Genomic DNA, 24,053 nt, shown 5'->3' with positions numbered 1-24,053 from the left:
TAGCCTCTTTTTTACACAAAAGCGCCCAGTTTGTGCAATATTAATGTTAAATTAGAATAAACATAGTAGTATGTATTGCATAGTACACAGGCAATACATATATTTGTAGCGTAAAACAAAATAAAATGAATGCAGAGAACGTAAAATCACAAATGAGAAAGGGGACATTGGAATATTGCATCCTATTGCTCCTCAAAAAAGAGCCGGCGTACACCTCTGACATTATCCAGAAGTTACAGGAAGCTAAATTGATTGTAGTGGAAGGTACCCTATATCCTCTGTTGACAAGACTAAAGAACAGCGAATTGTTAAGTTACCAGTGGATAGAATCTACTCAAGGACCGCCTCGCAAATATTACCAGCTCACCCCGAAGGGAGAAGAATTCCTTGGAGAACTGGAAACATCCTGGCAGGAACTGAACGATACAATAAACCACATCAGAAACAATTAAAATCAGAAAACAATGAAGAAGACACTGACAGTTAATTTGGGAGGAACGGTTTTCCACATTGACGAAGATGCCTATGAACTGCTCGATAAATATCTGGCAAACCTTCGCATCCACTTCCGCAAGGAAGAGGGTTCGGAAGAGATTATGAACGATTTTGAAATGCGTATCTCCGAACTGTTCAACGAACGGGTTCGGCTGGGCCATGAAGTGATCACGATCGAACATGTCGAAGAAGTGATCAAGCGCATGGGCAAGCCGGAAGAACTTTTTGAAGGCGAAGAAGAAAAAGAAGACAACCGCGAAGAAGCAAAAACGCATTCTTTCCAGGAAGAGGAGATTCCCAGAGGTCCGAAAAAGCTGATGCGCGATCCGGACAACCGGGTATTGGGAGGTGTAGCCGGCGGTATCGCCGCTTATATGGGATGGGACGTGACGGCCGTACGTCTTGCCATGATCATCCTGCTTTTCATTCCTTATGCACCGATCATTATCCTATACCTTATATTATGGCTGGTAATGCCGTTGGCACGGACCGCAGCCGACAAGCTGATGATGCGCGGGCAAAGCGTCACCCTTGAAAACATAGGCAAAACGGTTACGGACGGTTTCGAGAAGGTCAGCAATAACGTAAATGATTATGTGAGTTCCGACAAACCGAGAAGCTTTCTGCAAAAACTGGCAGACTTGTTTGTCGGCGTGGTTGGTTTCATCCTGAAATTCATGGCCATACTGATCGGGACCATCCTGCTGCCGCCATTATTACTCGTTGCTTTTATACTGGTTGTCGTCACCTTTGCCCTTATCGCCGGAGGTACAGGCTTCCTGTATCAATTGTCGCCGTTCGGGGCCGACCTGATAGCCGGAGCGCCGATTTCGCTGGCTATCATGGGATGCATCGGATTCATTCTGCTGATCGGTATTCCTATCTTTGCCCTGGCATATGCTATCTGTATGCAGCTGTTCAAGGCAAAGCCATTGCCCAACACGGCAAAATGGACGCTACTGATCTTATGGTTAGTTTCCGTTGTACTGTGCATCATCTACTTCTACCAGACCGGAATAAACGGATGGAGCACATTGCCCTGGTACAATTTCTTCAATATATAACCCTTTGAACAGCACGATCATGAAAAAGTCATATTCATTTATACTGGCATTCGCACTCATGGCAGGGCTTTTATGCTCTTGCCATATAAACAAGGTTTCCGGTGACGGAAACGTCGTAAGCAAGGAAATCCCGATAGGGGATTACGATGAGATACAAATCGAGGGAGAGAACATCAACCTCAAGTACATGCAATCGGACGACGCCCCCTATTTGAAAGTCGAGACAGACCAAAATATCATGGATATTCTGGATATCAATACCCATAACAAAGAGCTGGTTGTCCGCCCCAAAAACAAGCATACCGGAATCAACCCCACCCGCTTTATCGTGACAACCAACTCGACCGCCTTGAAAGAGTTCGAAATGGCAGGCGGAGGCAATTGCGACTTAGGCAAAGGTCTCAGCGGCAAGAAGCTGGAAATCAAATTCGCAGGAGGAGGAACCATAAAAGCCGATTCCATTGCCATCACCCGTTTGGATTGCGAAATCGCGGGTAGCGGCACAGTCTCACTGAGCGGTAAAACAGAAAAGATAAATATAAAAAGCGCCGGTAGCAGCAAGATCAAAGCGTTCGGCCTGGAGACCGAAGAACTTAATTGCGAGGCGGCCGGAAGCACCCATATCGAGATCACCGCAAACAAGGCAATATCCACCAAAATAGCCGGAAGCGGAACTATCCGGTACAAAGGGAATCCGGACATAAAGGAAAAGAGCATTGTCGGGAGCGGTTCCATTACCAAAGTTGATTAAAAACTCAAAACAAAATAGCGTATAACGATGATTGTGTGTTAAAAAAAGAAGGCCGTCCTTTCACAAGGGGGGCCTTTCTTCTAAGGTTAACAAATTTATGAGTAAAAACCACTAATGAATCTTTACAAAAAAACCGCTTCCTCCCTCTCAATATTATCATACAGAGGAAGAAGCGGTCACAAATATACATAAAGTTTTTATATCAAAAAGACTTTAGCTTATTTATTTAAAGGCATTTTTTATCCGTGCGGCAGTGTCTGCGAGCACGTCCTGAGTAATCTCCATTTTCTTTCCGCCAAAATACATATCCGACTCCTTCCGGATCGGAATTAAATGAATATGCGCATGGGGAACTTCCAGTCCCATTACAGCCAAACCGACCCGCTTGCAAGGAATAACAGCTTCCTGTGCACGAGCCACCCGTTTGGCAAATGCCATCATACGTCCGAGCAGGGGATCTTCTATGTCGAAAATATAGTCGACCTCTTTTTTCGGAATCACCAACGTATGGCCGACAGCTACCGGGTTGATGTCCAGAAAAGCGAAAAACTCTTCGTCTTCCGCTACTTTATGGCAAGGGATCTCACCTGCCACAATTCTACTGAATATAGATGCCATAATGGTATATTATTAAATCGATATATCCATAATTTCAAAGCTCATCATACCGGATGGGACTTTGATTTCCACAATGTCGCCTACCTTTTTTCCCATCAGCCCCTGCGCAATCGGAGTGCTGACCGCAATCTTGCCTTCTTTCAGGTTTGCTTCCGAGTCGGAAACCAGAGTGTACGTCATGACTGCATTGTTTTTGGTGTTCTTGATCTTGACCTTGTTCAGGATCTGGACTTCGTCTGTTTGAACACGCGTTTCGTCTATCAGGCGGGCATTAGAGATCAAGCCCTTCAACTGGGCAAGTTTTGCTTCCATAATGCCTTGCGCTTCCTTTGCTGCGTCATACTCAGCATTTTCAGACAAATCGCCTTTGTCACGGGCCTCTGCAATCTGGGCAGATATTTCCGGACGTTTCACGGTTTCCAGATAATTGATTTCAGCCAAAATCTTATCATAACCATCTTTCGTCATATAGCTCACTGCCATACTAAATCCTCCTATTTATTTAAATTGTTATTATTGATTACCGCACAATAAAAAAAGAATCCCGACCAACTGCTTGGCCGGAACTCCTCTTTCTCTGTATTTTTAGACTTTGCAAAGATAAACGATCTTTTCAAGAACGCAAATCCTTTTGAAGTGCTTTACAACATGTTAGGATTTACAAATCATAAATCAAAGCACCGCTTTTACGTCTGCTTCCAGTTTCTTCACGTCTTCGACACGCTTGACCAAGTTCCCTTTGCGGTCAAGGATGAAAAGGGCAGGCAATTGCTTTACATTGTACAAACCTGCCACTTGCGAATAAACAGACTGCGGGTCGCGGACAGTGATCCACGGCAAATTGGAAGCTCCGTTTCTCCAGAAATGGAAATCGCTATCCAACGAAACCTGATAAACCTCAAGCCCCTGGCCATGGTATTTCGTGTACAACTCACCCAGCGCCATATTCAAAGCCGGCGACCATTCCGTCTGATAAGCCGTAAAGTTTATCAAAACGACGTTGCCGGGAGCAACCGAAGACAGTTTTACCACTTCGCCCCGAACATCCGGCAATTCGATATCAAGGAATGAGATTTCCCTTGTTTCCACATTGCTGTAGTCGACAGGACGTTGGGCACGCAAGACCTTCATGGATTGCAATGTCAGATTATACAAATGCTTCGAACGCGGACTTTCCGGATAAGTATGATCGTAGCTGGTTGCAACCGCCCCGTATGCCTTGACATCATTCCTGTCGTACAAATCAAAGAACAACAAGCCGTCGATCTGCTGGAACAAAGCAAAATAGGCAGCCGTGGACATCGGCGCCGAATAAATATACTTCCGGGCGACTTCTTTATAGGCGTCGGCAGCAGCCAAAACCTTCGTACGGTAGGTCGTATCTGAAATCATCTTATCTTCATATTCCTTCCGCAGGCGGCTGATCGCTTGGTTTGCATCCAGTTGCGCCAAGGTGATCGCCTTTATCGCCTTTGAGTTTTCAGATCCTTCCACCGAATAGGAAGTTGCGAAAGTACCGGCATCGGCGACGAAGGAAATAGTTTCGGTCGAATCGACTGCGAAGTTGATCAACTGGTTATTCAGACGCAGACGATAAAAGTCCGGATATTCGGGACGCTTTTCCGTAAACTTGAACTTCCCGCCGGGAGCCAACTTGATGGAATCGAGTGTAACCACATTCGATATACCGACATTCTCTAAATACATAAGCTGACCGTCAGCCCCCGCCACGACTCCCTTCACGGTGAAATCCGAGGAGTTGTTACAAGCAGAGAATAAGAACATGCACAGTCCTAAAACAGTCAACATCCGTGTGGATATTTGTTTCATCATATCTTTACTTCTTGTTTTAATCCGCTGCAAATATACATTAATTTACAATTGTGGCACTATTATTCGCTAAATCTTCCCGCTATTTTTATAAAAAAGAGCATTTCTCATGTTTTTTATTTTCATTTTCACACGTTTACAGATAAACTTTCACTACATTTGCACCAATTTTTACAGATAGAAAAATAAGAAAAGATTATGCTTAATCCAATTAACAAGACGATCGAATTGGCTGATGGAAGAACCATCACCATCGAAACCGGGAAATTGGCAAAACAGGCGGACGGTTCGGTAACCGTGCGTATGGGCAACACCATGTTGCTGGCTACTGTTTGCGCCGCTAAAGATGCAAACCCGGGTGTTGACTTCATGCCGTTACAAGTAGAGTACAAAGAAAAATTCTCGGCATTCGGCCGTTTCCCGGGAGGTTTTACAAAAAGAGAAGGTAAAGCTTCCGACTACGAAATCCTGACTTCCCGTTTGGTCGACCGCGCCCTCCGTCCTCTTTTTCCGGACAATTACCATGCCGAAGTATATGTAAATGTTATATTATTTTCCGCAGACGGTGAAGACATGCCGGATGCACTGGCCGGACTGGCTGCTTCCGCCGCATTGGCCGTATCGGACATACCCTTCAACGGACCGATCTCCGAATGCCGCGTCGCACGTATCGATGGCAAGTACGTAGTCAACCCCACGTTCTCTGAATTGGAAAAAGCAGATATTGATATTATGGTGGGTGCCACGCTTGACAACATCATGATGGTGGAAGGCGAAATGGACGAAGTCCAGGAATCGGAAATGCTCGAAGCGATCAAAGTTGCACACGAAGCGATCAAAGTACAGTGCCAGGCACAGCTCGAACTGTCCGAAGCATGCGGCAAACTGGTCAAACGCGAATACTGCCACGAAGTCAATGATGACGAGCTACGCAAGGATGTACACGAAAAATGTTACGCAAAGGCCTACGCCGTTGCAACATCCGGTACTGACAAACATCAGCGTGCCGAAGCATTCGAAGCAATCGTAGAAGAATATAAAGCCCAGTTCTCAGAAGAAGAATTGACGGACGAAAAGGCTGAAATGATCGGCCGCTATTACCACGATGTAGAAAAAGAAGCGATGCGCCGCGCTATCCTGGATGAAGGGAAGCGTCTGGATGGCCGTAAGACCACTGAAATCCGTCCGATCTGGATCGAAACGGACTGTCTGCCCGGCCCTCACGGTTCTGCGATCTTCACACGTGGCGAAACACAGTCGCTCTCGACTGTCACCTTAGGTACAAAAGCCGATGAAAAGATGATCGACGACGTACTGAACCACGGAAAAGAACGTTTCCTTTTACATTATAACTTCCCTCCGTTCTCTACAGGCGAAGCAAAAGCTTCCCGCGGTGTGGGACGTCGTGAAATCGGCCACGGGAACCTGGCCCACCGTGCATTGAAACGGATGATCCCGACAAACTATCCTTACGTGGTACGCGTGATCTCCGACATCTTAGAGTCTAACGGTTCCTCTTCAATGGCAACCGTATGTGCCGGTACGCTGGCGTTGAGAGACGCAGGCGTTCCGATGAAGAAGCCGGTATCCGGTATTGCAATGGGCCTGATCTCCGAAAACAAAGGTCAGAACTACGCCATCCTGTCCGATATCTTGGGAGACGAAGACCACTTGGGCGATATGGACTTCAAGGTAACAGGCACAAAAGACGGTATCACTGCCACTCAGATGGATATCAAGGTAGACGGCCTGTCATACGAAATTCTTGAAAACGCATTGGCACAGGCAAAAGAAGGCCGTATGTACATCTTAGGTAAGATCACAGAAGCCCAGCCGGAAGTTCGTTCGGATCTGAAGCCTCACGCTCCGAGAATCGAGACTATGACGATCGGCAAAGAATTTATCGGTGCGGTAATCGGCCCGGGCGGCAAGATCATCCAGGGCATTCAGGAAAAGACGGGTGCCATCATTACTATTGAAGAAGATGAAGGAGTGGGCAAAATCGAAATCTCCGGAACAAACAAAGCGACAATCGATGCGGCTATACGTGCCATCAAAAGTATCGTCGCTGTTCCTGAAATCGGTGAAACCTACGAAGGAAAGATCTCTTCCATCATGCCTTACGGCGCGTTCGTTGAATTCATGCCGGGCAAAGACGGCTTGCTCCATATTTCCGAAATCGACTGGAAACGTCTGGAAACAGTTGAACAGGCCGGTTTGAAAGAAGGCGATACTATCAGCGTCAAGTTGGTAGACATCGACGCCAAGACCGGCAAATTCAAATTATCCCACAAAGTCCTGCTGCCGAAACCGGAAGGTTACGAAGAACGTCCGCCGAGACCCGAACGCGGTCCGAGACCGGAACGTGGAGATCGTGGACCCCGTCAGGATCGCGGAGACCGTGGTCCTCGCCGCGAACGCCAGGATTAAGAATCGGTAAAACACATACGTGTATAAATTCCAAACGGCTCCCGTCCCCTATTTTTGGGGACGGGAGCTGTTTTTTTCGGATGGGAGGCAAAAAGGGGTGGACGTGGTGGACGTTATTATGCGTTTTCAATACTTTATACACAATGGTAATGGTTTTATTCTACCTAATACCCATGACCATTACATATAAAGTTACAAAAGTGCATTTTAACGTCCACCACGTCCACCCCCATAACTCGTAGCACAATGATAACAAAGCCATTAACCTCCGCCGATATTTCCATCCATGCTCCCTCCTGCTGTCCAAAAGTTTGCTCAACTACGCAAAAAAGAGGCTTTTTCCATCGTTTCTTCAGTTCAAATCCCTCCTTTTTTCTGCTATTTTCGACATCATTCACGTCCATTTCGACCACCAATGACCATCGTTGAGACAAATTCAGGCCATTATTTCGCTACTTGACAGAATTTGTATGCGCTTATATGAATGAATGAGATGGAAAAACGAAGCCCCGAAGATGTCGATCACCTCCGGGGCTTGTTTTCTGTATGCTTTCGTCCTTCACAGGGCTACCGGCTACATTGAACTTTTCAATTCAATATACTTTAGTATTATTAATATTAAATCCGACCGCCTGTTCGCCTGTCGCAGGGTAATTGCCGTTTCCACGGCACGCGGCCAAACATTTTAGAATTATTTGATTATAAAATATCTTCCTTTATTTTACAATTGCCTTAACAGCAGCTTCGCCTTCGACAGCTACTACTACCACACCTTGAGGAGCAGCGATTGCAGCGTTGTCGGAAGTCAGAACCGTGTTGGCTACTACCTGGCCTAAGATGTTGCTGATAACCACCTTCTTGCCGGCAGCGTTAGCGATGGTTACCTGGCCTTCGCCTGCGATAACTTTCACCTCGGTTGTTGCGATTGTTTCATTATCGGTTGCTTCTTCAGATGAAGGTTCGATGTTGAATACAAGAGCATCCAAGGCTGCTTCATTATAGTTTTCATAATGAGCGATTACAGGAACACCGTTCTGGTTCTTGATCCAGCCACCCCAAGTTGCCTTCGGAGCTTCTACTGTAGATTCGATCAAGAAGTTAGCTTCAGGAGCATCATCTACCAGACGGAATGCGAATACGGCATTCTTGATACCATACTTGTGAGCGGCATGGATAGAGTCAGCCTTCGTGTTCTTGCTCGGATCAGCATCCAATGCCCAAGTACGCTTGTTCGGTTCGTTGTCGCCCAAGAAGATAGAATCGGCAGTAGCTGTTCCCGGAACACCGTTGCGGTAGATAACCAATGTATCACCGATGTGTTTAGCTTCCACGAAGCCCAGACGAGTATAAGCACGGTCATACTGGTAATCGCTTGAGTTCTTAGCCAACGCTACAGAGTCAGAGAAGCTGATCAAATAACGGCCGACCTTATAATCCTGAGTAGCAACAGCGTGAGGACAGCCGTTCGGATGTTCTGCCAAGTATTCGTCCGTATTGTGGCTCGGATCGATCGGGCATTCCATCTTGCCTTTGTGTTCTACCACGCCTACTGCAAGCATATACTGCGGCATCATCGTTTCATCACGAACGTATGCTGTATCGACATACAGGGTCGGGTTCTTTACATTCACCTTCTTGTTTTCGATTCCTAAGAAATGGATTCCCTTTCCTTTGGAATAATCGCTGTTATTGTCTTCATACAGATATTCGCCTGTGAGCGCATCGAAGATCTTGGCGTTAGGAGTCTTCAGGTCTTCGAAACCGTCTTCTTTGTTGGTGATACCGAGACGACGGTAGTACGGGGTATTGTCGCGTTCTATTGCAAATGTAGCAACACGAGTTTCACTACATGCGTCCTCTACGGAGAATTCCAAAGAACCGTCGTGAACACCGGCACGATAGTAAGTAGTCCATGTATCATAATCCACTCTTTGAACCAATGCATAATAGCATATAGTTTTACCGTCCACTGTCAGCTGGTTGTTTTCTTTCAGATAGAACAGAGCTGCTTCGCTTTCATTATCTGTCAAAACATAAGAATCCCAAGATGCGCCACCACGTTTGATATATTTGTTGTTGTTAGACAACTTGGAACCATCGTATGTACGGATCTTATAAAGTTGTCTCTTCAACTGGCCGACAACATCACCCTTATAACCGTATGCTTCTTCTTTTACCTTAATCAACTGCAATTCTGTTCCCTTTTCATCAACCTTTGCATTTACGAATACAACAGAATCAGCTTCGACAGCACTTACATTTACTTTATGGCCAATGCCCATACCGCTATAGTAATCCATCGTGTAACGATAGTGCATCAAATCATCATCTTTATACGTCTTATAACCGATGTTTTCTTTCAGGACTTCGGCATCAACAGCTTTATAACTTAATGTATCATCTGCTACAAAAGGAACTTTATAATCACCAAACACTGCGAATACTGTACCGTTGTTACCTTCGTAGAGCTGTATATTTTTAGCACTCTTTTCAGGGAATTCACGGTTGTAGATGTTAATCGTACGTTCGCTTGCTACCGGACCTGCATTCTGTTCAACAACCCACTGTGTACGCGGCATGTGGTCGAAGTTCTGAGCCGTGCCGTAAATCTGGTCTTTTTCAGGATTCACATACTCGTTGTATCCGCCACAGAAGTTTGCAACAATATATTTGCCATTTACCAAACTTCTCCAAGGTAAGTTGGAAACCAAATTGAAGTAGTAAACACCTTCTTTCAAAGTTGTCTTCTTGTACAGGCCGTTGTTGCCGATGGTAATTTTTGTGTTGATGGTAGATACAGGATCATTACCGACAGAAGTGTATTCAGAGCTACCGACTGTCACTTCACGATGGTTGTCTGCCAAAACAGCAATCTTGATCAAGTTCTGTTCGAACGGTTTATTGCTTGCGCTAATTTCAACCTTTGTTCCGTTACTTTCTTCTTTCGCAGCTTCATTAGCTCTCCACATACCCAAATCCAAAGGATTGTCAGTCTTGTTCATCATTGACCAATACGGAGTCTTGTCAGCCTTCTTTGCAAAACCGGCCGTACGAATCACGATAGAGTCGGAAGCAGGATGCCAAACGAACTGGAAGTTGAAGCGACCGTTCAAATCCATACGAGTACGGTCTTCATTACCCGGACGTACATTCTTGTCTTTGAACTTTTTGATAGCCATAGCCAAATGTTTGTCACCGGCCTTGCTTGTCAAAAATGCAGTATCGACAGCCAAATAAGAAGCTTCTGCATTTTCACCATGATTAGCTTGCAAAGACACCCAACCGGCAGCAGTAGCTTCAGTTTCAAACACCTCCTTAGTTTCATCCATCACTTTGTCCAAAGCTTCTTTCTTTTCTTCAGCTGCTTTTACAGAAGCCTTAACAACTTCAGCTACGCCGTCAAAAGTATTACCTTTAACGATTTTATCCAATCTGTCAAATGCGACAGACGCACCCATAGCAGCAGGCTTGATATCGTCAGTCTTAACTCCATACGATTCTCCCGGATGAGCATACACCAACTTAATCATAGCAGTTTTGACACCAGCCAAAGCACTTTTCAGAACTTCATCTTTTACTTCATCTAAGCCAGGAACATCTTTTACAGCTTTAACTTTTTCCAAATCAATAGCGTCTATTAATTTAGCAATTTCGCTCTTATCTGTTTGAGTAGCCCAATCAGAAACATTGGTTCCAATTGCATTTTTTGCAGCCCAAACAGCTTTATGGTTGTCTGTAAATGTAGCTTTCGGCATTAACGCTTGGATAGTTTTATCGAAAGTTTCAGTGGCAGCAGCTTCTGCATAATCATATTCTGCATTCGTCATTTTGCCATAAGCAGCTGTAAGATCTTTATTTGCATCCGGATAAGCCGCTTTACCTGATTCACCTGCATAGGTGAAGTTTGCCGGGAAACCAACCGGTGTTACAGCCTTATAAGCCTGCTTCGTAAACAAATTGACAGCAGCAGGATTGCCACCTTTTACATCATCTGTAAATGTCAATGTCAATTTGCCTTCAGGTGTTGTTGTCCACAACATGGAGTTCAAGTCGTCCGCACCCAACACTACGGCTTCGGGTTTTGCAGGAACAACTTTCAACTGAGAATCAGACAAACTTGCAATAGGATTATTCAATGCATACTTGACTGCATACACACCATTAGTTCCTGCCACCAAAGTCACTGTTGAGTCATTTTTAGAACCAAACACAGATGTCAGAACTTCCGGCGCCAACTGACCTGCTTGTGCATTATCAAAAACAAACCCTTTTACAGGATCAGGAGCATCCTGCCACTTCCAAACCGAGATATTCCCTTTTACATCTGCAACAGCATTGCTGTTCAATGCTTTCAAAGCAGTTGCCGGATCAACAGACAAAATCATATTCGTTCCCTTGTTCAGGAAAGAATAGCGATAACCGTCTGTCGGATTTCCCTGCACGTCGATTGTCCATAAGGTGTAGCGTACATCTGTTGCATCGTCAGCACCGACCACTTTCAACGTGTAATCGCCATTGTCAGTCGGAAGCATAGCTACAACGTCACCGGATGTAGCAGTAGACAGCTGGTAATACGTACCGGCCTTCACTACTTTCGCTGCATTCGGAGCAGTCAAGTATTTGGCAAAGTTCCCGTCGATAACATCAGCGTTAACAGTTCCAATACTTGAAGCCAGCAATAAACCGGCTACCAGAGTAGAAAACTTTTTGTTCATAATCATTAAAAATTAATTGTTAATAAAATAGTGTATAAAAGTTCAACAACTAATTTTACGAAGGGGAGAAACAACTCCCCGCGAATGATTATGAACGGGCATAAAAAAACGCGGGTCTGTTGTCTATTATCAATCTTTAGGTATCGGCAAACACCCGCTTAGTAATAATAGAACAAAAGCCCGCGCCTTATACGATATAACAATCTTCCCATAAAAATGGTAGATAAACTTATACGTAACCAGCGCAAGCATTTTCTGTCCATTATTCCACTAAGCTTAAAATTTTGCCGATTTTAAAGATTGGAATAATCTTCGTAAAATGCTTACAATATGTAATTGACCCCGCGCCCTGTGAGCCGCTGCCCACTACGGAATCGTTGCAAAGGTAAATAGGTTTTCCGAATCAACAAGAAAAAACATTCATAATTTTCCAAAACATATGGGTTACAGGACAAAAGAATACCATTTATACAACATACCCCTTAGGTTTTAGGGATAAAAAGGATGACAGTTTTTTTTATGCTTTCCTTTGCCATGTCTTTCGAAGGGAACATCAAGGGAAGGTTGGCGACACAAACGACATTGTTTCCTGCCGCGAAACAAAAGTCTCTACGGTCGAAACTTTTGTTTCACGGCTTGAAACTTTAGTTTCGACCGATGAAACTAAAGTTTCCCTTAAGTGAAACTAAAGTTTCAAAGCAAGCAACCATATGAAACTTTAGTTTCAAACTTTTCCCAGGCTGAAACTAAAATTCTTCGAGCAGGAGACTTCATCATCGATACGGCTTTAAATAAAAGAGCCGTGATGTACAATAAAAAAAGAGGGAATGATTTTTTCACTCCCTCTCTCTTATATATATTAAGGTAAAGTACGTCTTACTTGCTGCAAGTGCAACGCGGTTTGATCTGTTTGAAGAAATCGTTGCCTTTGTTGTCTACCAGAATGAATGCGGGGAAGTCTTCCACTTCGATCTTCCAGATGGCTTCCATGCCCAGTTCGGGATATTCCACACATTCGATGCTCTTGATGTTGTTCTGTGCCAGGATAGCAGCCGGGCCGCCGATACTTCCCAAATAGAAACCGCCATATTTCTGGCAAGCATCCGTCACCTGCTGGCTACGGTTGCCTTTCGCCAACATGATCATGCTGCCGCCGTGGCTCTGGAACAGACCGACATACGGGTCCATACGGCCGGCAGTCGTCGGGCCCATGGAACCGCAAGCCATACCGGCAGGAGTCTTGGCCGGACCGGCATAATAGATAGGATGATCCTTGATATACTGGGGCAGGTCTTCACCGCGGTCCAGGCGTTCCTTCAACTTGGCGTGAGCGATGTCGCGGCCTACGATGATCGTACCGTTGAGCGACAGGCGTGTAGACACCGGATATTTGTCCAGTTCTTTCAGAATATCGGCCATCGGCTGGTTCAGGTCGATCTTGACAGCGTCGCCTTCGCCTGCCTGGCGCAGTTCAGCCGGGATCAGTTCGCCCGGATGGCTGTCCAGCTTCTCGATCCAGATGCCGTCTTTGTTGATCTTGCATTTCACGTTACGGTCAGCCGAGCAGCTAACGCCCAAACCGACCGGACAGGAAGCGCCGTGGCGCGGCAGGCGGATGATACGGATATCATGTGCCAGATACTTGCCGCCGAACTGGGCGCCCAGGCCGATATTGTGCACTTCGGCCAGCACTTCTTTTTCCAGCTCGATATCCCGGAAAGCACGGCCATACTCGTTGCCGGTCGTAGGCAATTCGTCATAATAATGCGTAGAAGCCAGCTTCACCGTCAGCAGGTTCTTCTCGGCAGAAGTGCCGCCGATCACCACTGCGATATGATAAGGAGGACAAGCGGCCGTACCCAATGTCTTGATCTTTTCGATGATGAAGGGGACCAAAGTGCCGGGGTTCAGGATCGCTTTTGTTTCCTGGTACAGGTACGTCTTGTTGGCGGAACCGCCGCCCTTTGTCACGCACAGGAATTTATATTCCATGCCTTCCGTAGCTTCGATGTCGATCTGGGCCGGCAGGTTGCACTTGGTGTTCACCTCGTCGTACATGTTCAGGGGAGCGTTCTGCGAATAGCGCAGGTTTTCTTCCGTATAGGTTTTATAGACACCCAACGAAAGCGCCTCTTCGTCGCAGTAGCCGGTCCACACCTGCTGTCCCTTTTCGCCGTGGATGATAGCCGTACCGGTATCCTGGCAGAAAGGAAGTACACCCTTAGCAGCAACTTCTGCGTTACGCAAGAAAGTCAACGCTACATATTTGTCGTTATCACTTGCTTCCGGATCGCTCAGGATCTTAGCCACCTGCTCGTTGTGCGAACGGCGAAGCATAAACGAAACATCACGAAAAGCGGCATTAGCCATTGCCGTAAGACCTTCTTTCGCGACTTTCAGAACCGGAGTCCCTTCGAACTCGGAAACCGAAACATAATCTTTTGTAAGCAGATAATACTCTGTCGTATCCGGGCCCAATGGGAACGGAGCCTGATACTTGAAAGGAGTTGTTGCCATAGCGTTTGTATTTTAATTTATAATATTGGTTTTAGAATCGCATCCTTGAACGGACGGGCAAACTTAGCGAAAATCTCTGGAATAAACGAATAAAAAGGGAGAAATGGCATTGACAGGCTTATTAATAAAGCATTTGCGGTGACAGACGAAGCCAACGGCCAAAAAGGTAAATACGACATGTAGCAAAAGAGATATGGAAATCAGAGAATATTTGAAACGGCAATGATGTAACAAGAGAACGGAAACCTACATTAGAAAAGGCATGTTAGCTTCCGTCTTTATTTCAACAATTTTCTATTTCCGCTATCTTCCAACACATGCATTTGCTGAATGGCAATCTGATTCAATTTAATAAGCCGTTCACCTTGTGAAATACCTTGGTCAATGAACACAGCATTCAAATTTTCCATGTTGGAAAGGCAAATCAGCTCATTGATAGAGGCATAATCCCGGATATTACCTTTCAGATCAGAATGCTCTTCACGCCACATCTTGGCAGTCTTTCCAAACATAGCTACATTGAGTACATCTGCCTCTTCTGCATAAATAATGCTTGCCTGTGATGGAGTGACTTCTGCCGGGATAAGATTCTGCTTGATGGCATCAGTATGAATACGGTAGTTAATCTTTGACAGTTCACGTTTAGCTGTCCAGCCGAGTTGAACCTGCTCTTCCTCTTTTAGACGTTGAAACTCTTTCAGTAGATACAACTTAAATTGCGGAGATACCCATGTAGCAAACTCGAAAGCAATGTCTTTATGGGCATATGTCCCTCCATAACGCCCGGCTTTTGCTATAATTCCTTTAGAGTTTGTCTTTTCCGTCCATTGTTTTACGGAAAGGACAAAACGATTTAAGCCTGCTTCATTTTTAATTCCCTCGAATTCGGGGGAATTAAATTGAGGATTGTACATTTCTTCCCATATCCCCAAGAACTCAATGGTATTCTTGTTACGTAACCACTTTTCAATAAGAGCAAGTCCGTTATCAATGTTACGTACCATGTCTGTTAAGGATATATAGTCTTTATCATTGCATGTTATGATAGTTACTTCTGTATCTTGAACTTTGATTTTCGCCATATTCTTTCATTAAAAAACATCTTGGCACAAAGATATGATGCTTTTTCTAAAATCGAGATATTTTTTTTGAATAATTCTTTGTATTCAGATAAACCTAATATCTTTGTTACCAAAGAATTACTTGAAAGCATACCACAGAAAGGCACAGTAATAGGCACGGTTGCCAACTCGTTACCTCAAAATCGGGCACTCAGCCCAAAGCCTTTAGAATAAGGCGATATTAACGAAGAGGATTGCACATTTCCTGCCGGCATCAAGGCGGAAATGCGATTTAAAATGAATCTGAAATAGCCGATTATTTCCTTAAAATCGTATATTTGCCGCCACTATGGCAAAGCATCTTATCATATACTTCGGGTTATGCCTGTTTCTTAGTGTTTCCGTCAAGGCACAGATCAGTCATGGAGGACGTCCGTTGCCTCTCACGGCCACCAAAAGCCTGACCGAGGAAATGTTTATCACAATGCCCCCGTTCGACCTGGCGGAGCAGCTCCGGCTCGACTCGCTCGAAGCGACCGGCCTCAGAAGCGGATTCCGTTTTGCCTATAAGTTCATGACGGACTATACGCCGGAGAACTCCGGGGTCCGTTTCACCCTGCCCGACGGGACAAAGGTCTGGCGGCTCGGAATACGTTCCGAAGGAGCGCTCTCCCTCAATATAATGTTCAGCGAATACCACCTGCCCGAAGGCGCACGCGTATTCCTTTATAATAGCGACCAATCGGAAGTATCAGGCTCGTTCAACCACCTGAACAATTCGGAACGCGGCATTCTGCCCGTCGCCCCGATCCGGGGAGACAGACTGATCATCGAATACCAGGAACCGGCGGAAGTCGCTTTCCCCGGCAAACTCGCGGTCGGCGAGGTGAACCACGGCTACCGGGACCTCAGAGTATCGGAACCGCAGCCCGACTTTACGGCCTTCCAATGTATGCCGACCATCGCCTGCTACCAAGATACGACAACCCGCTACGACGACATCGAACGAAGCGTTGTGCTTTTGATTATCGACGGACAAATCGGCTGTACAGGTACGCTTGTCAACAACACGGCAAACGACGGGAAACCTTATCTCCTTACCGCCTCGCACTGCCTGAACAACCAGTTCCAAATCAAAAACCCGGATTATGAAGAGGTGGCGGGCAAGATCGTCTGTTACTTCAATTACAACAGCCCCCAGTGCAGCCCGGTTGAACCCGGACGCACCGACCAGACCGTCGCTTCGGCGCATTTCCGGGCCGTGAACGAATGGACGGATATGGCACTACTGGAATTGCAAGACACGCCGCCCGCCGATTACCGGGCCTATTATGCCGGCTGGAACGCACAGGACGCGGGGACAGCACCTTATACCTGCATCCATCATCCGGGCGGGTCGCTCAAGCGGCTTAACCTCGCCGAAGGGGACGTGGAACTGGCGACCTACAAAATACAGGCCACCGACTTCAATGAGAATTCGCACTGGAAGGTAGCCCGCTGGGCGACAGGCTGTACGGCCGGAGGTTCGTCCGGGTCTCCCCTTTTAGATAGCGACAACCGGGTTATCGGAGGCTTGACAGGCGGCGCTTCCAACTGTGCCAATCCGGTCGAAGACTTCTTTTTCTCCATACAAAAAAGCTGGACCGAACCGATCGATAGCAGCATGCAGCTCAAATACTGGCTCGATCCTGTCGGAGTGACTGCTCCCGTCTGCAACGGAATGGACCCGAACGAAGGAGGCGGGACAGCCAACGAACGCATAGAAGCGGCAACGGATGTCAGCCTGTCTGTCGACAGGTTCCGACAGACGATCCGCATCGACTTTACAATCCCCGTCAGCCGGGCTTCGCTCACTCTGGTATCGCTCACCGGAAAGCCCGTGCGCAATTATTCCATCGCCGGGCAACAGGCGATCATACCGATCGGTCCGATCCCGGCCGGCGTGTATATCGTGAAGATTGTTTATAATAACAAACTTTATACTCAAAAAGCCTTGTTTTGATTAAAATTTGACAATAAGGGTCCGGTAAAATCCGGCAAGATTCATCGGATTCATTTCCTATCTGTTTTGACATCAGACAGGAAAAAATGGAGACAAGATTCATTAATAAGTATTAATTAGAAAGATTTTATCTCTTGTTTGCTCTTCATAACAAAAAAATGCTTTAGTTTTGCACTTTGATGGCTAAGGGATAATTGAAAGTGAATATATAAACATAGTAACATTTTAAACTTACATCAAATTATGAACAAAAAGTATTTAATGCCTTTCCTCGTATTGGCAGCAATTCTGACTTTTTCTTCTTGTTCAAACAAGTTGAAACCGTTAGCTGAAGAGTACATCAAAGCTGAACCGCAGCCGCTTGAGGCCATCGGAGGCAAAGTTCCTGTGACTATCAATGCCACATTCCCTGCAAAATGGTTCAACAAGAAAGCTGTTGTAACTGTAACTCCGGTTCTGCGTTATGCCGGTGGTGAAGCATGGGGAACTTCTTACACTTACCAAGGTGAAAAAGTAAAGGGTAACAACCAGGTTATCCCGCAGAAAGAAGGTGCCAACGTAACCATGAAATCTGCTTTCACTTACAAACCGGAAATGAAAAAATCTGAATTGTATCTGACTTTCGACGCAAAGATCAAGAACAAGACAGTTAAATTGCCGGATGTTAAAATCGGCGAAGGTGTGATCGCTACATCTGAATTGGCTGACGCAGCTACTGCCAACGCAGCTATCGCAGCAGACAAATTCCAGCGTATCATCAAAGAAGCTCACGACGCAAACATCATGTTCCTTATCCAGCAGGCCAACCTGCGTGCCAAAGAGTTGAACTCCGACGCAATCAAAGAATGGAAAGAACTTGTTAAGAATGCCGACGAAGCTCCTAACCAGAACGTGGCAATCGAAATCTCTGCTTACGCTTCTCCCGACGGTGGTGTTAAACTGAATACCGGCCTGGCTGAAAATCGTGAAGGCAACACAAGCAAATATCTGGCTAAAGAGTTGAAGAAAATGAAAGTTGACGCTCCGGTTGACGCTCGTTACACTGCTCAGGACTGGGAAGGCTTCAAAGAATTGGTAGCTGCTTCCAACTTGCAGGATAAAGACCTCGTGCTGAGAGTTATCTCTATGTACCAGGATCCTGAAACAAGAGAAAAAGAAATCAAAAATATCTCTGCCGTTTACTCTGACCTGGCTGAAACAATCCTGCCGCAACTTCGTCGTTCCCGTTTGACGGCCAACATCGAAATCATCGGTAAGTCTGACGACGAAATCAGCGCATTGGCTAAGAGCAATCCTTCTGAACTGAACATCGAAGAAATCCTGTACGCTGCTACTCTGACTAACAACGACGCAGAAAAGATGGCGATCTATACAAAGGCTTCCGAACTGTATCCTAACTGCTACCGCACTTGGAACAACATCGGTATGATGGCATTCCGCGCCGGCGACCTGGCTAAGGCAGAACAGATGTTCAACAAATCAAACTCTGTAAAAGCGAATCCGTCTGCAAACATGAACTTAGGTTTGATCGCTTTGACAAAGGGTGACCAGGCTAAGGCTCAGCAGTTGTTCGGTAGCGCAGCAGGCGTTGCTGAATTGGGCGAAGCTCTGGGTGTTCTGTACCTGGAACAGGGCGAATGGGCTAAGGCTGCCAACTCTTTCGGTTCAGTTAAGTCTAACAACGCTGCTCTGGCTCAGATCCTGACTAAGGATTACAGCAAAGCATCTCAGACTTTGAACGCAGTTGCTAAGCCCGACGCTACAACTTCTTACCTGAAAGCTATCGTAGCTGCTCGTACCAACGACGCTAACGCAGTTATCAGCAACCTGAAAGCTGCTATCGCTGCCGACAAGGCTATGGCTAAAGAAGCTGCTATCGACCTGGAATTTGCTAAATATGCAACTAACAGCGAATTCGCTGCTTTGGTTAAGTAATAACAAACTTATTCCATATATCCGAAAGGCCGTCTCTGTAAAAAGAGGCGGCTTTTTTTGTTATATCCAAAACAATACGTATCTTTCGTAAGAATTAAAACGTCGGATATCATGAAAAAGCTTATTTATATCTTGCTCATCTCCCTGATCGCCACGATTTCCGGGCTATCCGCCCAGGAAGGCCAGCCCGAATACCTCTTCAACGACTTCCAGAAAAGCCTGATCTATTACAAGGACGGGAGGGTGTTCGGCGTGAAGGTCAACTACAGCTTGGCAAGGAATGCCTTTATGTTTATTGATGAAAACGATAATAATAACATCAAGCTCTTTGCCGAACCGGATATGGTAAGGACGCTGAAAATCGGTAACCGCATTTTCCAGTTGGCCTCGAAAGGCCTGGCACAGGAACGTCTGAGCCAGGAACCTTATCTGGCCGTTACCTTCAGGGGACGATCCCGCCCGCAGGGAAAACAGGTCGGATACGGAGGACGCTCGGAGACTGCTTCCGTCGATTCGTATTCGAGTATCCAGGCCAGCGGACATTCCTATAAACTCGAAACGGAGAAGATCATCATTGGCGATGTCGAAAAAAGATACACGATGAAAAAGAACGGGAAAGAAAAAACCTTCCAGACTCCCAAACAGTTCCTGAAACTATATCCGAAAGAACAACAGGAGCCGATAAAGGCGTATATAAAAAGCAATAAGATCGACTTTGACGAGCCTCAGCAGGTTCTCCAACTGGTCAAATACGCAGAGACGTTGTAACTTTCCGCCATTTAGCCAAATATCTAAATAAATCCGACAAAAAACACATTTGCATATTTGTGACTTTGCTTACTTTTGGACATCTTGGAAAATAAGAAAAACACGTATGCAAAAACAAATGAAATCACTTATAACCAACTATTTCCTGCTTATCCTTTGTGCACAGGCTTTCTTTGCCTGTGTACCCGATGCAAAAAAGGTTCCCGAACGGACATTCCGGATCATTCATAACAACGACGGTTCCGACCTGTTAGGAAACCGTTGGTTCAAGTATCGTCCGCTGACGCTTGCCGACCTGGACTCCTGTGTCGATATGGTGGCGAACTCACAGGTCACGACCTATATGATGTGCTCCGGCAGCGATTTCTTCTATGTCCGTTCCCAATATGGCCATGTGATGGGAGACGACCTGAACGGGACGTTGGATTGCGGCTGCGACACGGCCCAATATAACTCTTTCCGAAATTACTACCGGAACCATCTGAATCTGGAAAAGGAGGGGACGGACTTGGTCACTTATACCTTAAAAAGGGCAAAGGCGAAGGGGATGGAAGCCTTCATCACCTATCGGATGAACGACCTGCATTTCAATGATACGACCACCCGTTGTCCGATCTGGTACACCGATTTCTGGATTCAGCATCCGGAATACTGGCTGAACGACACGACACAAGGTTATAACAGCGGCGGAGCTTTTGACTTTGCCATAAAGGAAGTCCGCGATCGTAAGTTGGCGATCATTTCCGAGCAATTGGAAAATTACGCCGACATAATCGATGGATACGATCTCGATTTCATGCGCTTTATCGTTTACTTCAAGTCAGGCACAGGACCGCAGAACGCACCGCTTATGACACAATTGGTAAAAGACATCCGCCAGAAAGTGGATGAGATTTCAGCCAAACAAGGCAGAAAGATCCTGCTCTCCGCACGTGTAGCGCCGACAGTCGAACAAAACATGATGAAAGGACTGGATATACGCGAATGGCTGCGCCTCGGACTGCTGGACTTTATCAGTACAGGTGTCCATTGGAGGGGCGATCCCGCCATGCCGGTAGCCAAGTTCAGGGAAGAAATGGGGAAGGACCTCAACATACCGTTCTATAGTTCGATCGACGACGGAGGCTACCGCCCGCGGGAATTCTGGTCACACGGCATGCACAGGGGTATGTGTTCCCACATCCTCTCGCAGGGGGCAGACGGGATCTACCTGTTCAACTACTATTTCGGCGCGTTCAATTCCGAACATGACGGGAAGCTATATCTGGAAGACGGCGGCCAGGTTTGCCGCATCATGATGCCGGAACTGCTCCGGGAATTGGGATCGTTGGAAACTTTAAAAGGCAGGAATAAGATATATGCACTGTCCGACGGAGTTGTCCAGTACAATATAAAACCAGATTCCCCCCTTCCGTTAAAAATAGGCAAAGGCGAACGGAAAGAGGCGGATCTCTATATCGGGGATTCGGTAGAAGAAGGATATCCGCAAGAAGCAATCCTATTCATCCGTACCAGTCGGCCGACGGTCTGCCGGCTGACGGTAAACGGGGAAGCGGTTGAAAAGGAAATGCCGGCCTACACCCGCCTGTACGACAGGGAACGCGGGCTGGAAGGAGAAGAAAAGGAATATGCCTTTATCCTGCCCGACAAAATCCTCAAACAGGGATATAACCGCATCGGTTTCCAGTCCGAGGATGACAATACATTCACTGTCAAACGGGTGGAGATAGCCCTTAAATATGGAGATGTGAAAACGCACGGGTATTTCTAAAGCCGTCTTTATCACGAAAATAATCCATAAAAGGTAGGAAAGGTTCGAAATCTTTTCTACCTTTGTTTTCGTATAACTAAACATATTAGCTATGAAAAGAAAACAGAATGTGAATTTTCATTTGCTTCCGATTGTAAAGGAAGAAAGTGTAAGCATCCCCAAAGAGGTTGCAAGGTATTTGTTGGATATATCCAAGTTGATTATCGGGGGAGCCGTTATTACGGCGACACTGGACATTATTCCCGATAAGATAGTTGTGATATATATATCTGGAACAGCGGCTACTGTAATAGCCATAGGTGCATTTATTACATTATTAACAAATAAAAAAGAAAAACGATGAGTGCAGCAGTTTTATTATATAGTATTTTAGGAGGATTAGGATTAATCTATCTCATTTTCATTCTGACTCCCGCCGGAAAGCGCTGGTTAAGATCTTTGGATAAATAAACGTAAGTTTTTTCATTTGGGAAACGTACATCTTCTTCTGAAAAAATGTACGTTTTTTATGGGTATCCGCAGATTCCGCATGTTCTTTTCTCCATATAAAAAGTGTATAAGGCGGAACATGCGGAATCGGCGGATACGCGTTCTATCTTTTAATCTTCGTAGACTTGTAAGCGTGTATCTTTTCCTTCTTTCCGGCAGACGGTTCAACCACTTCGATCTTCGTAAATGTACCGTTGTGCACATCATCCAAGACGATAGCCGGACGATAGTCTTTCTTCAAAGCAGTCAACTTCACATTCTTGAAAGTGACCCCATCAGCATGGCGTACATAGAAGCCCCAGGCAGGCAACTCCTTATGCTGAGAGAACTCAGGATACGCCTTCGACATTTCCGGAACTTTATCCAGTTCATCCAGCCCAACTTTAGCATACAACGGGTTGCCACCGCCCGGATAGACGATCTCGACGTTCTCTATGGAAACATTCGTAATCTTGTTATCCTGCAAACCGACAATGCCGGAAGGCGATACATTACGCGGATTATCTTCCGTCGGCCCTTCGTAGTCATAACCGGCATCCGGTTTCGTTGCCGGGACTTCGGCATAAACATTCGAGATATGCACGTTGTCCATCCGGCTGCGACGCCCTTCACGGCGTTCTCCCACGACCAAATAGATGGGATTTCCGGTATTGATGGAACGAAGGCTATCCACTACCACATTTTCAACCTGCCCGCCATCGACCGCTTGGATCGTTATGGCCGAGCGGAACGTGTCGAATACCGTATTATTGATAATCTTTATATTCTTGAAGCCCCCCGTCGAAGCCGTTCCGAACTTGATACCGCTGGCACTTGAACAGGCCGTGTTGTTGCGTACCTCGATATTCTGGCAAACGGCATCGGCACTATGGGATTTCAAGCAGATCGCATCGTCTGTCGCATCCACATAACAGTTTTGGATCAATGCGCCGTTACAGTCGACAATATCCATCCCGTCGTTATTCCAGTAAGCACGGCTATGCACCGTGATGCCGTCGATCAACAAGTTCTCGCACTGGTCATACGTCTGCGTCCAGAAAGCCGGATTCATCATCGTCACATCTTTTATCTCCACATTCTTACATTCGCGAAGATAGACCAGCTTCGGACGGTTGGCAACACGTCCCAACTGCAATTTGTCCTTGATCACCCCAGAATAAACCTGGTTGATGAAGTTATTGGCAAGCTCACGTCCGCGCCCATCGATTACTCCTTTGCCGGTGATACCGATATTATCCTGCTTGTTCGCCAGGATCAAGCCGTACCAGGCATTCAGTTCCATATCATAATCATAAGGATTGGTGGAACCGAGCAACACGGCTCCCTCTCCCAAATGGATTGTCACATTCGACTTCAGATGAATACTGCCGGTCAGATAACGTCCGACGGTAAATACCAGACGTCCGCCTCCATTCTCGGAAATAAAGTCGATCGCCTTTTGTATGGAGCGGGTATTCATGGTCGTCCCGTCCGACTTGATCCCGAACATAGTCATCTGATAATCCTTTGCCCCCACCGGAATCATCATTCCCGCCAGCAAGCACAGGATCATTATTTTTCTCATCACATTCATAACTCTTCAATTTCTTAATTTCAGCTTCTTAATT

General features: G+C 46.0%; 16 protein-coding genes. 9 read left to right on the top strand and 7 right to left on the bottom strand.

Annotated elements, in window-relative coordinates:
• Positions 1-125: 125 nt before the first annotated feature.
• The 3 genes from ACW6QF_RS08880 to ACW6QF_RS08870 are packed head-to-tail and all read left to right on the top strand — an operon-like array spanning position 126 to position 2,310.
• Positions 126-452 carry a PadR family transcriptional regulator gene (locus ACW6QF_RS08880; RefSeq protein ID WP_005635619.1) on the top strand — a complete coding sequence of 109 codons (327 nt, stop codon included), beginning with the start codon at positions 126-128 and terminating at the stop codon, positions 450-452.
• A gap of 12 nt (positions 453-464) precedes the next feature.
• Positions 465-1,559 carry a PspC domain-containing protein gene (locus ACW6QF_RS08875; protein ID WP_456087541.1) on the top strand — a complete coding sequence of 365 codons (1,095 nt, stop codon included), beginning with the start codon at positions 465-467 and terminating at the stop codon, positions 1,557-1,559.
• 19 nt (positions 1,560-1,578) lie between these two features.
• Complete coding sequence (locus ACW6QF_RS08870) at positions 1,579-2,310, top strand: head GIN domain-containing protein (RefSeq protein WP_456087540.1); 732 nt, start codon at positions 1,579-1,581, stop codon at positions 2,308-2,310.
• A gap of 222 nt (positions 2,311-2,532) precedes the next feature.
• Here the strand turns inward: ACW6QF_RS08870 and ACW6QF_RS08865 are convergent, their stop codons facing one another.
• The 3 genes from ACW6QF_RS08865 to ACW6QF_RS08855 all read right to left on the bottom strand — a co-directional run bounded on the left by ACW6QF_RS08865 (position 2,533) and on the right by ACW6QF_RS08855 (position 4,758).
• Positions 2,533-2,928 carry an HIT family protein gene (locus ACW6QF_RS08865; RefSeq protein WP_298548274.1) on the bottom strand — a complete coding sequence of 132 codons (396 nt, stop codon included), beginning with the start codon at positions 2,926-2,928 and terminating at the stop codon, positions 2,533-2,535.
• A 12-nt stretch (positions 2,929-2,940) separates the two neighbouring features.
• Positions 2,941-3,411: a transcription elongation factor GreA gene (gene greA, locus ACW6QF_RS08860; RefSeq protein ID WP_005645641.1), complete on the bottom strand. Its 471-nt coding sequence runs from the start codon at positions 3,409-3,411 to the stop codon at positions 2,941-2,943.
• A gap of 189 nt (positions 3,412-3,600) precedes the next feature.
• Positions 3,601-4,758: a DUF4369 domain-containing protein gene (locus ACW6QF_RS08855; RefSeq protein ID WP_456087553.1), complete on the bottom strand. Its 1,158-nt coding sequence runs from the start codon at positions 4,756-4,758 to the stop codon at positions 3,601-3,603.
• Positions 4,759-4,956: 198 nt separating this feature from the next.
• Here ACW6QF_RS08855 and pnp point away from each other — a divergent pair, with 198 nt between their 5' ends.
• Positions 4,957-7,188 (top strand): polyribonucleotide nucleotidyltransferase, encoded by a 2,232-nt coding sequence (gene pnp / locus ACW6QF_RS08850; RefSeq protein ID WP_298548270.1) that lies wholly within the window; start codon positions 4,957-4,959, stop codon positions 7,186-7,188.
• A 716-nt stretch (positions 7,189-7,904) separates the two neighbouring features.
• On the opposite strand, the gene ACW6QF_RS08845 is transcribed toward pnp, so the two are convergent.
• The 3 genes from ACW6QF_RS08845 to ACW6QF_RS08835 all read right to left on the bottom strand — a co-directional run bounded on the left by ACW6QF_RS08845 (position 7,905) and on the right by ACW6QF_RS08835 (position 15,502).
• Positions 7,905-11,903, bottom strand: coding sequence for a DUF6383 domain-containing protein (locus ACW6QF_RS08845; RefSeq protein WP_456087539.1), 3,999 nt, complete (start codon positions 11,901-11,903; stop codon positions 7,905-7,907).
• An 876-nt stretch (positions 11,904-12,779) separates the two neighbouring features.
• Positions 12,780-14,420 carry a fumarate hydratase gene (locus ACW6QF_RS08840; protein WP_456087538.1) on the bottom strand — a complete coding sequence of 547 codons (1,641 nt, stop codon included), beginning with the start codon at positions 14,418-14,420 and terminating at the stop codon, positions 12,780-12,782.
• Positions 14,421-14,698: 278 nt separating this feature from the next.
• Complete coding sequence (locus ACW6QF_RS08835) at positions 14,699-15,502, bottom strand: KilA-N domain-containing protein (RefSeq protein ID WP_456087537.1); 804 nt, start codon at positions 15,500-15,502, stop codon at positions 14,699-14,701.
• A 328-nt stretch (positions 15,503-15,830) separates the two neighbouring features.
• Here ACW6QF_RS08835 and ACW6QF_RS08830 point away from each other — a divergent pair, with 328 nt between their 5' ends.
• From ACW6QF_RS08830 to ACW6QF_RS08810, 5 genes are all read left to right on the top strand, one after another.
• Positions 15,831-17,483, top strand: coding sequence for a trypsin-like peptidase domain-containing protein (locus ACW6QF_RS08830; protein WP_456087536.1), 1,653 nt, complete (start codon positions 15,831-15,833; stop codon positions 17,481-17,483).
• A 243-nt stretch (positions 17,484-17,726) separates the two neighbouring features.
• Entirely contained in the window at positions 17,727-19,418 is a 1,692-nt protein-coding gene (locus ACW6QF_RS08825) for a tetratricopeptide repeat protein (RefSeq protein ID WP_298552010.1), read from the top strand.
• Positions 19,419-19,529: 111 nt separating this feature from the next.
• Positions 19,530-20,186, top strand: a complete 657-nt coding sequence (locus tag ACW6QF_RS08820) for a hypothetical protein (RefSeq protein ID WP_298552008.1) — start codon at positions 19,530-19,532, stop codon at positions 20,184-20,186.
• 118 nt (positions 20,187-20,304) lie between these two features.
• Positions 20,305-21,957 carry a hypothetical protein gene (locus tag ACW6QF_RS08815; protein ID WP_456087535.1) on the top strand — a complete coding sequence of 551 codons (1,653 nt, stop codon included), beginning with the start codon at positions 20,305-20,307 and terminating at the stop codon, positions 21,955-21,957.
• Positions 21,958-22,048: 91 nt separating this feature from the next.
• On the top strand, positions 22,049-22,300 hold the full coding sequence (locus tag ACW6QF_RS08810) for a DUF6722 family protein (protein ID WP_456087534.1): 252 nt from the start codon (positions 22,049-22,051) through the stop codon (positions 22,298-22,300).
• A 249-nt stretch (positions 22,301-22,549) separates the two neighbouring features.
• Here ACW6QF_RS08810 and ACW6QF_RS08805 read toward each other — a convergent pair whose 3' ends face one another.
• Positions 22,550-24,019: a glycoside hydrolase family 28 protein gene (locus tag ACW6QF_RS08805; protein ID WP_456087533.1), complete on the bottom strand. Its 1,470-nt coding sequence runs from the start codon at positions 24,017-24,019 to the stop codon at positions 22,550-22,552.
• Positions 24,020-24,053: the final 34 nt, after the last annotated feature.

Source organism: Parabacteroides sp., assembly GCF_977054455.1.
Note: the sequence above shows the minus strand (reverse complement) of the source record. Positions and strands in the feature narration are given on the sequence as shown.